The organism is Rhizobacter sp. P2_H3 (assembly GCF_056403355.1).
This window is the reverse complement of record NZ_JBFUFQ010000058.1, coordinates 22,285-30,426: the sequence shown is the minus strand read 5'-3', so window position 1 is coordinate 30,426 and position 8,142 is coordinate 22,285. Positions and strand designations below refer to the sequence as shown.

The following is an 8,142-nucleotide window of genomic DNA, read 5'->3' as shown; positions in this document are numbered from 1 at the left end:
AGGCCGCCCATGCGGCCTTCGCCGGCTGGCGCGCGCGCCCGAACCGCGAGCGCGCGCAGCTGCTCAAGCGCTGGCACGCGCTGATCGTCGAGCACCAGCACGACCTCGCGCGGCTGATCTCGCGCGAGCAGGGCAAGCCGCTGGCCGAGGGGCGCGGCGAGGTGCTGTATGCGGCGAGCTATGTCGAGTGGTTCGCCGAGGAGGCGACGCGCAGCTACGGCGACATCATCCCGGCGGCCGTGCCGGGCCGCCGCATGATGGTCGTGAAGGAGCCGGTCGGCGTGGTCGCGGTGATCACGCCGTGGAACTTCCCGGCCGCGATGATCGCCCGCAAGATCGCGCCGGCACTCGCTGCCGGCTGCACCGTGGTGGCCAAGCCGGCCGAGGACACGCCGCTGACCTCGCTGGCGCTGGTGCACCTGGCCGAGCAGGCCGGCGTGCCGCCCGGCGTGCTGAACATCGTGACGGCCTCGCGGCAGCGCACGCCGGAGGTGGTCGACGTGTGGCTGGCCGATGCGCGCGTGCGCAAGATCAGCTTCACCGGTTCGACGCCGGTGGGCAAGCACCTGGCGCGCGAGTCGGCCGGCACGCTGAAGAAGCTGTCGCTGGAGCTGGGCGGCAACGCACCCTTCATCGTGTTCGACGATGCCGACGTCGATGCGGCGGTCGACGGCCTGATGGCCGCCAAGTTCCGCAACGGCGGCCAGACCTGCGTCTGCCCGAACCGCGTCTTCGTGCAGGACGCGGTGCACGACCGCTTCGTCGGCCAGCTGGCGGCGCGCGTCGCCGCGCTGAAGGTCGGCCCGGCCACCGAGGCCGACTCGCAGATCGGCCCGATGATCAACGCGCGCGCGGTGCAGAAGATCGAGCAGCATGTGCAGGACGCGGTGGCGCGCGGCGCCCGCGTGATCGTCGGTGGCGAGCGCCTGCACTCGGCGCGCTGCGACGGCCCGAACTACTACGCGCCGACGCTGCTGGTGGATGCCGATTCGACGATGGCCTGCTCGTGCGAGGAGACCTTCGGGCCGGTCGTGCCGGTGACCCGGTTCCACGGCGAGGCCGAGGTGGTGGCGGCGGCCAACGACACGCCGTTCGGCCTGGCGGCGTACTTCTATTCGAGCGACATCGCGCGGGTGTGGCGCGTCGCCGATGCGCTGGAATGCGGCATCGTCGGCATCAACGAAGGCGTGCTCGCGTCGGAGGCGGCGCCGTTCGGCGGCGTCAAGGAATCAGGCTACGGTCGCGAGGGGTCACGCTACGGGCTGGACGACTACATGCACACCAAGTACCTTTGCTGGACAGGCTCGTAGGTTCTTTCTCGCATGGGCGCGAGCAAAGGCGGGAGCGGGGGGTGTGGGGCTCGCCGGCCGGTGCGGTCGCCGCGCAGGGCGCGTCGACTCCCCTGCGCTGCGCAGTTTGATGGCCCGTCGCCGAAACTCCCTCCACTCACTTCGTTCGTTGTGGTCAAACAGTSGGCGACAGTCAGTTCACGATCGCGCTKCGCGCGGGGCCATCAAACTGCACAGCTCCGGCGCCCCGTCCTGATTGGCGCTCCCCACACCCCCCGCCCCCGCCTTTGCCGAACCAGTGGCTCGATGCGTGCGGAGAACAGGCCCGGGTGACAGCCCGGGCATCAACCCTCACTTGTTCGCTTGTCACCTAAAAAGTAGCTGGGCGGTGGCRCAAAGGCGCGTGGGGGGAGGCTGTGGAGCGCCAATCAGGACGGGGCGCCGGAGCTGGCTGGTTTCATGGCCCGCGTGCGCCAGCACGCTTCGTGAACTGACTGTCGCACACTGTTTGACCACAGTGAGCGAAGCGAACGGAGGGAGTTTGGGCGACGGGCCATGAAACCAGTCAGCGGAGGGAAGTCATCGCCCCGCCAGGGGCGATGACCGCACCGGCCGGCGAGCCACAGCCTCCCCCCACGCGCCTTTGCAAGCACAGAACTACGCAAGAACCTGCTGATTCAACCTCCCCGCCTCGATGTGCAGCTGCCTGTCACACCGCGCCGCGATGCTGCGGTCATGCGTGACGAGCACCAGCGTCGTGCCCGATTCGCGGTTCAGCTCGAACATCAGCTCCATCACCTTCTCGCCGGTCGCGAAATCGAGGCTGCCGGTGGGCTCGTCGGCCAGCAGCACCGCCGGCTTCACGACGAAGGCGCGCGCCAGCGCCACGCGCTGCTGCTCGCCGCCCGACAGCACCTTCGGGTAGTGCGACAGCCGCTCACCCAGCCCGACACGGCGCAGCATCTCGGTGGCCAGGGCCCGCGCATCGCTGCGGCCCTGCAGCTCCAGCGGCAGCATCACGTTCTCGAGCGCATTCAGGTTGCCCAGCAGCTGGAAGCTCTGGAACACGAAGCCGAGCTGCGCGGCACGCACCGCGGCGCGCGCGTCCTCGCCGAGCGCGAAAAGATCGTGGCCGGCCAGGCGAACCGTTCCGGTGCTCGGCGTGTCCAAGCCCGCGATGATCGACAACAAGGTGCTCTTGCCCGAGCCGGACGCACCGACGATGGCCGCCGATTGCCGCGCGGCGAGCGCGAAGTCGATCTCGTGGAGAATGGTCAGCACACCGGTCGAGTCCTGCACCTGCTTGGTGACGCGCTCGACGGAAATGATGGATTCGGACATGAATGCTTCTGCAGGTAGACGGCTYACGCGACGCGCGTTGCTGGTTCACTGTACCTTGCTTGCCACGGCAAGCGCGCTGCCGGGGGCTCACGCCGCCACGCCGCGCCGCGTGCTGGTGCTCGGCGACAGCCTGTCGGCCGAGTACGGCCTGCAGCGCGGCGAAGGCTGGGTCGCCCTGCTCGGCGAGCGCYTCGTGCGCGACAAGATCGCCGCCACCGTCGTCAACGCGAGCATCAGCGGCGACACCACCTCCGGCGGCCGCTCGCGCCTGCCGGCGCTGCTGAAGCAGCACCAGCCGGGCATCGTCGTGATCGAACTCGGCGGCAACGATGCGCTGCGCGGCCTGCCGCTCGCGATGACGCGCGACAACCTGCTCGCGATGGTGCGCGCCGCCAAGCAGGCCGGCGCCAAGGTGCTGGTGGTCGGGATGCAGGTGCCGCCGAATTACGGGCGGCAGTACGGCGCCGACTTCGCGGCGCTGTTCGCCCAGGTCGCGAAGACGGAGGACACCGCCCTCGTGCCCTTCCTGCTGAAAGGCGTGGCCGATTCGCCGCAGGCCGACACGATGTTCCAGCCCGACCGCATCCACCCGATCGCGAAGGCCCACCCGACGATGCTGAACAACGTCTGGGCGGCCCTCAAACCAATGCTCGGCTGACCCTCAGCGGTTGCTCTCGCGCTCGTTGCGGCGCTCGGGTCGGTCCTGGCGTTCCTGCCGCTGCTCGACACGCGGCTGCTCCTGGCGCGGTTGCGCCTGCTGCGGCACACGCACCTCGGGCACGCGCGGCGGCTGCTGGGGCTGTTGGGGCGGCTGCGGTGCCTGCGGTTGCGGACGCTGCGGCGCCTGCGGCGGTTGCACCTGGGGCGCGGCCGGATGCTGCACCTGGGGCTGCGCCGGTTGCTGCTGCTGAGGCACCGGGCGCGGCTGCAGTTGCGGCTGGCCGCCGACCGGTGCAGGCCGCTCGCCGCGGTCAACCCGCGGACGGCCCCGCGATTCGCCTTCCTGGTTCACCGGCATCGGATGACGGCGCTCCGGCGTGTTCACCGACGGCGCCTGCGGCTGGGTGGCGTTCGCGACCGGCGGGCGGTTGCCGCCGGGCTGCTGGCCGGCATCGGGCACGTCACGGCCCGGACGCGGGCGCGGCGTGTAGCCGGGCTGTTGCTGCGGTTGCGGACTCTGCTGTTGCGGCGCCTGCCCCAGCTGAGGTTGCTGCGGCTGCTGTTGCGGTTGCTGCGCCACCGGCGTGCCGGGCCGCTCCGGCCGGCCCCAGCCGCCATCGCCGCGGCCGTTGTTCTCGCCACGGCCGTTGTTGTCACCGCGCCCGTTGTTGTCGCGCCCGTTGTCGCGCCCGTTGTCGCGCCCGTTGTCGCGCCCGTTGTCGCCACGGCCTGCGCCGTTGCCGGGCACGAGCGTGCTGCCCAGGTTGGCGCCGTTGTTCTCGCGGCGCCCCGGCGGCGGCGGAACCGGCTGCTGCGGGTTCGGCGCGAAGCTGACGCGCCCGGTGCGCGGATCCTCGACGCGCCGCCCGCCGGCCTCGCCCCGCGCAGGCATCGGCATCGCCACCGGCGCGTCGACGCGCGGCCGTTCGCGCCCCATGTCGCGCAGCACGCGGTCGTTGACGCGCGTCATCGCCGGCGCCACCGGCTGGCGGCGCTCCATCACCACCGCCGGCACCACCGTCACCGCATGCGGCATGCCGCGGTTGATGTAGTTCGTCTGCTGCACCACCGCACCTGGGCTGTTGATGATGTTCGTGACGTTGGTGATGTTGGTCACGTGGGTCACGTTGACGTTGCGGATGTAGCGCGGGCTGACACGGTAGCCCGGCACGTAGACCTCGCGCGGCGCGAGCGGGAACCAGCCGACCGACGGCGAGTTGCCGACCGAGATCGACAGGCTCAGGTTCGGCCCGCCCACCCACGCCACCAGCGCCGGTGCATACACCGGCCGCGCGATGTAKGTGCCCGGCGTCCAGCACCAGGCGTTGCGGTGCCACATCCAGCGGCCGTAGTGGAACGGTGCGAAGCCCCAGGGCGCGTCGTCGACCCAGGTCCAGCCCCACGGGTTCACCCAGGCCCAGTGGCCCATGCGGTACGGCGCCCAGTCGGGTGCCACGTTGCGCGGGATCCAGATCGCACCGTAATCGGGGCTCTGCTCCCAGCGGCCGTAGCGGTCCAGGTCTTCGACGCCGGTCATCTCGGGCGAGACGTAGCGGGTCGAGACGCTGCGCTCGTCGCGCTGGTCGAGCGAGGCCACCCAGTCGGAGAACGGGTCGCGCACCGGGTCGGTGATGCTGTACTGCGTCGGCGCCTCGGGCTTGTCGCGCCAGAACTCGGCACGCTGATTGGGCACCACGGTCAACGCGGTGCGGTCGCCTTCGAACTGCGCCTGGCCGCTCACCACGGTGACCTGGCTGGTGTCGTCGATGCGGTCGAAGCGGTAGCTGCCGGTGCGGTCGGTGCGAAAGCGCCCTTCGCCGGTGGCCACGCCGAATTCACTGGCCGATTCGCGGGTGCGCAGCCGCGCCGACAGGCTGCCGCTGAGCAGCTGCAGGCTCAGGTGGTTGTCATCGAGCTGCAGCACCTCGACCTCGGTGTTGGCGGCGATGCGCAGCGTGGTGGAGCCGATGCGGATCTCGGCGCGGCCATCCTTCTCGGTCGACAGGCGGTCGCCGGTGGTGACCGGCCGGTTGCGCGCCGCGGCGATCCATTCGGCGCTCTCGGGGGCATAGACCCAGACGGCGCCGTCGACTTCGGACAGCCGGCCGACACGGCCCGGCGGGTCTTCGTCGGCGGCCCGCGCGGGCTGCGCGAACACCGCCAGCACGGACATCAGCATCAGGCCAGCCACGAAGCCCAGCCAGCGTGCAGACCAGGCGCCCATGCGGGCGGATGTAGCGATTCGGGTGCTGTTCGGCACGGCGAGCTCCTCACGTTGCATGGTCACGGTCCGGTGGGACCGCGTGGAACCGGTGAGGTTCCAGGGGGCACAACGTGTCAGACCGTGACGCGGCTGACCGCAGAAACCTTTCTTCGCAAACGGCCGGCGAAAAGCCGTCAGTCGTCGTCGTTCGGGTCCAGGTCCGGGAACAGCACGCTGGTGAACCCGAACTTGCTGAAGTCCTCGATCCGTGTGGGATAGAGCTTGCCGATCAGGTGATCGCATTCATGCTGCACGACGCGGGCATGGAAGCCCTCGGCCTCGCGGTCGATCAGGTTGCCTTGCGGGTCGAGGCCGGTGTAGCGGATGCGCGCATGGCGCGGCACCATGCCGCGCAGCCCCGGCACCGACAGGCAGCCTTCCCAGCCCTCTTCCCGCAGGTCGGACAGCGGCACGATCGTCGGGTTGATCAGCACCGTCTCCGGCACCGCGGGCGCATCGGGGTAGCGGGCGTTGTTCTTGAAGCCGAAGATCACGAGCTGCAGGTCGACGCCGATCTGCGGCGCCGCGAGCCCGGCCCCGTTGGCATGGTGCATCGTGTCGAACATGTCGTCGATCAGCTGCTGCAGCTCGCGGCTGCCCAGTTGCTCGCGCGGCACCGGCGGCGCAATGCGCAGCAACCGGGGGTCGCCCATCTTGAGGATCTCGCGCACGGTCATCGGTCAGCGTCCTTTGCAAAGTCGTCGCATCGACCCGGCATTGTCGTGAATCGCGCGCCGCCCTGCCGGCGTGTGCTATTTTCCGGGCGCTGCGTGCGCTCTCGCGCGACACCCTCGATGGCCCTCCTGCGCTTCCTTCGCCTTGCCCTGCTCGTCGGGTCGGTCCTGCTGACCCCGCAGCTGTGGCTCGCGCATGCGCTGTCGCACGGGCTGCCCGCGCCCGGGCACGCCCAGGCCGGCAAGGAGCGGCAGACGCAATCCGACAAGGTCTGCGACGCCTGCCTCGCGTTCGCGCAGCTCGATGCGGCGATGCCGACGCACTTCGACTGGACGGCGCCCGCCGTCACCCCACCGCCGGCCGCCCCCTTGCCGCCCGATGCGCGGGACGGCGCCACACCGGTCGCCACCCGCGCCCGCGGCCCGCCGACGCTGCACGCCTGATCCGTCTTCGCCGTCGGCGCGCCTCCTGGGCCCTGCCGGCGCCCGATCACCCGCAGACCGTCTGCAGGACGCACCCCATGCAACTCCACCGCACCTGGGCCGCCGGGCTGGGCTCCTCGCTGGGCCTGGCCGCCGCGCTGGCCTGGCCCCCGAACGCGCTCGCCGACCCGGCATCGGACGTCGAGCAGCTGAAGAAAGACATCGCCGACCTGCGCCAGTCCTACGAGGCCCGGATGCAGGCGCTGGAGCAGAAGCTGCAACAACTGCAGCAGGCGGCGCCGGCCGCCCCGCCTGCCGAAGCACCGCCCCCCGCGCCAGCCCCTGCCGCGGCCACGTCGGCATCGGCCTTCAACCCGGCGATCTCGCTGATCCTCAACGGCACCTACGCCAACCTGTCGCAGGACCCTGCCCGCTACCGCATCCAGGGCTTCATGCCCTCGGGCGGCGAGGTCGGCCCCGGCAAGCGCAGCTTCCAGCTCGGCGAATCCGAACTCGGGCTCGCCGCGACCATCGACCCGACCTTCAGCGGCCACCTGACGTTTTCGCTGACCGGCGACGACAGCGTCAGCGTCGAGGAAGCGGTGTTCGAGCGCCAGGGCCTGTTCGACGGTGCCACGCTGAAGGGCGGGCGCTTCCTGTCGTCGATCGGCTACCTGAACAGCCAGCATGCGCATGCCTGGGATTTCGTCGATGCGCCGCTCGCCTACCAGGCCTTCTTCGGCGGCCCGCTGAAGACCGACGGGCTGCACCTGCACTGGCTCGCACCCACGGAGCGCTTCGTCGAACTCGGCGCCGAGATCGGTTCCGGCGCCACCTTCCCCGGCAATGACACCGGCCGCAACGGCATCGGCTCGGCCGCGCTGTTCGCGCACGTCGGCGACGACCTCGGCGAGAGCGCGAGCTGGCGCGCCGGCCTGTCCTACCTGCGCCAGCGCGCGCAGGACCGGCGCTACGACGACCTCGACGCGAACGGCGACGACCACGGCGCCTCGTTCAGCGGCCGCAGCAGGACGTGGGTGGCGGACGCGATCTACAAATGGGCGCCGGGCGGCAACGCGACGCGCGAGAACCTGAAGCTGCAGGGCGAGTACTTCCGCCGTACCGAAGACGGCACGCTGGCCCAGGCCGCGGCGATCGGCGGCTTCAGCAGCACGCAGAGCGGCTGGTACCTGCAGGCCGTCTGGCAGTTCATGCCGCAGTGGCGGGTCGGCGCAAGGTACGACCGGCTCGATGCCGGCAGCCTCGCGATCGGCCTGGTCGACAACGGCACGCTGGCCGCCGCCGACCTGCCGGTGCTGCAGCGCGCGACGCCGACGCGCAGCACGCTGATGGCCGACTACTCGCTGTCGGAATTCAGCCGCTTCCGGCTGCAGCTCGCCAGCGACCGCAGCCGCGGCGACGTGACCGACCGGCAGCTCTTCCTCCAATACATCATGAGCCTCGGTGCCCATGGTGCCCACTCGTTCTAGGA

Annotated in this window: 7 protein-coding genes; 4 read left to right on the top strand and 3 right to left on the bottom strand. The window is 70.8% G+C overall.

What is annotated here, in order from left to right:
- Positions 1 to 1,310, top strand: a 1,310-nt coding sequence (locus AC1D1T_RS13570) for an NAD-dependent succinate-semialdehyde dehydrogenase (protein ID WP_477991987.1), incomplete at its 5' end; no start/stop codon positions are given.
- A gap of 636 nt (positions 1,311 to 1,946) precedes the next feature.
- On the opposite strand, the gene AC1D1T_RS13565 is transcribed toward AC1D1T_RS13570, so the two are convergent.
- Entirely contained in the window at positions 1,947 to 2,630 is a 684-nt protein-coding gene (locus AC1D1T_RS13565) for an ABC transporter ATP-binding protein (RefSeq protein ID WP_477991986.1), read from the bottom strand.
- Between AC1D1T_RS13565 and AC1D1T_RS13560 the strand changes: the two genes are divergently transcribed.
- Positions 2,629 to 3,288: an arylesterase gene (locus tag AC1D1T_RS13560; RefSeq protein WP_477991985.1), complete on the top strand. Its 660-nt coding sequence runs from the start codon at positions 2,629 to 2,631 to the stop codon at positions 3,286 to 3,288. The two genes, AC1D1T_RS13565 and AC1D1T_RS13560, sit on opposite strands and share 2 nt — an antisense overlap.
- Positions 3,289 to 3,291: 3 nt before the next feature.
- Here the strand turns inward: AC1D1T_RS13560 and AC1D1T_RS13555 are convergent, their stop codons facing one another.
- Entirely contained in the window at positions 3,292 to 5,571 is a 2,280-nt protein-coding gene (locus AC1D1T_RS13555; protein ID WP_477991984.1) for a DUF6600 domain-containing protein, read from the bottom strand.
- Positions 5,572 to 5,687: 116 nt separating this feature from the next.
- Positions 5,688 to 6,230 carry a peptide deformylase gene (def, locus tag AC1D1T_RS13550; protein WP_477839761.1) on the bottom strand — a complete coding sequence of 181 codons (543 nt, stop codon included), beginning with the start codon at positions 6,228 to 6,230 and terminating at the stop codon, positions 5,688 to 5,690.
- A gap of 117 nt (positions 6,231 to 6,347) precedes the next feature.
- On the opposite strand from def, the gene AC1D1T_RS13545 reads away from it, so the two are divergent.
- A complete protein-coding gene (locus AC1D1T_RS13545; RefSeq protein WP_477827045.1) occupies positions 6,348 to 6,671 on the top strand; it encodes a hypothetical protein in 324 nt (107 codons plus the stop codon).
- Between the two features lie 77 nt (positions 6,672 to 6,748).
- A complete protein-coding gene (locus AC1D1T_RS13540; RefSeq protein ID WP_477839757.1) occupies positions 6,749 to 8,140 on the top strand; it encodes a hypothetical protein in 1,392 nt (463 codons plus the stop codon).
- Positions 8,141 to 8,142: the final 2 nt, after the last annotated feature.

What these genes read in the sequence shown, in the direction of transcription:
- AC1D1T_RS13565 (WP_477991986.1), bottom strand. Translation starts at nt 2,630, where the DNA reads ATGTCCGAATCCATCATTTCCGTCGAGCGCGTCACCAAGCAGGTGCAG.
- def (WP_477839761.1), bottom strand. Translation starts at nt 6,230, where the DNA reads ATGACCGTGCGCGAGATCCTCAAGATGGGCGACCCCCGGTTGCTGCGC.
- AC1D1T_RS13545 (WP_477827045.1), top strand. Translation starts at nt 6,348, where the DNA reads ATGGCCCTCCTGCGCTTCCTTCGCCTTGCCCTGCTCGTCGGGTCGGTC.
- AC1D1T_RS13540 (WP_477839757.1), top strand. Translation starts at nt 6,749, where the DNA reads ATGCAACTCCACCGCACCTGGGCCGCCGGGCTGGGCTCCTCGCTGGGC.